Raw genomic sequence first — 1,469 nt, 5'->3', positions numbered from 1 at the left:
CGCTCCGGCCGGGCGAGCAGACGAACCCATCGACCAACTGCGCCGGATACCGCGTTCATCGCCACCGCTCCTGTTGGTTGTTCGGACCTCGCTCCCATGACGAGTCCCGAGCGGCGATGGTTCACACGAAGGCGACAACGCGGGTCACGGTTTGGACAGCCGCACCGTGACGCCGACGCGGCCCGGCGGTGCTTCCGCCGGGCGTTGTCGGCATTGAAGGTGACATCCAGCGAGGTCGTCTCCGGTGCCGCCGCGATCCACCCCGCGCGGTACTCGACGACCGCGACTCAACGCGCCATCCGGATTGCCAACGGCACATTGCACGATGGCGATCTCTGACGTTCGCCGGCTCAGCTCGACGAGGCCGTCCAGTTCAGGACGGACTCGTTCGAGTCGGTCAGGTTGGTCGCCCCGGTGCCGCCCGTGAAGCCGATGTACGCCCGGGTGCTGGCGAGGTGCGCGCGCAGGTCGATCCTGTAGGAGAACAGCGGCTGGGCCGGCCGGGTGGAATTCTGGCTGATGTAGACGGCCAGGTTCCGCGCGCTGGCATCGTAGTTGACCCAGACGGTGAATGGCCTGTTATTGGCCAGGTTGAAGCCGGGGTCGGCCCACACCAGATGCTGCGCCATCTGGCCGTTCACCGTCACCGCCAGGTGATGGTTGCCGGTCGGGTCGTTGGCGCCGTTTCCCCAGGTGTCGATCTCGACCGCGACACTGGGTTTGATCGAGTCCTCCGGGTTGCCTTCGGGCCGGGCGCCGTAGCCGAGGCACCCACCGCTGTTGCCGACGGCGCCTGGGCCTTCGGCCTGGATGACGAACGCAAGCCCGTCCGTCGGCACGTTGATGGCTGCGGTGAATGACGAGGTGAACGACCTCGACATGTCGAACGTCGTCCTGGACCACGCACTGCCGGCCTGCCCCAGTCCCGTCGTGAGCATGATGCGGCCGTTGAGGAGCTTCGCCGAGCCGTTGAGGTACAGGGCAGACGTGTTGTTGAAGGCGGGGAAGTTCAGCGACGTCGGCGGGGCTGTCGTCGGCGAGGTGGGCGCGGCCAGCGCGGCCGAGGACGGCGTGGGGAGGGCCGACGTCTGCGCCGGGGTAGGCGTCGGCGACGCGGAGGTGGAGGTGGAGGTGGAGGTGGAGGGGCTCGCATCCGGGCCGGTTGACGGGCCGCCCGCGCCTCCCGGCAGCCGCTGGCCGTACCAGGCGGCGTAGGTCGCGACCTGGTTGACGAAATCGGCCACATCCGCCGGTACTCCGGCGGCCGTGCGGACACGGTCCAGCGACGTTGCGAAGGCGGCGACGGCCAGCGGCCACAGGTCGCCGGCGAAGCCGTCGCGACGGAGGCGTCCGATCAGATCGCAGGTCAGGTGCGCGAGCGCGAGGATGCTGGCGCTGTCGTCACTGCTCAGTACGTCGTCCTGCGGCTTCCAGATCTCCCACTCAGCGGCGGTCAATCCAGCGATGCC

General features: G+C 68.8%; 1 protein-coding gene. It reads right to left on the bottom strand.

The annotated features are described in order from the left end of the window. Positions 1-350: 350 nt before the first annotated feature. On the bottom strand, positions 351-1,469 hold a 1,119-nt coding region (locus AB0H83_RS51860; protein WP_360111485.1), incomplete at its 5' end, for an L-type lectin-domain containing protein.

Source organism: Dactylosporangium sp. NPDC050688, assembly GCF_040654515.1.
Classification (GTDB): Bacteria; Actinomycetota; Actinomycetes; order Mycobacteriales; family Micromonosporaceae; genus Dactylosporangium.
Note: the sequence above shows the minus strand (reverse complement) of the source record. Positions and strands in the feature narration are given on the sequence as shown.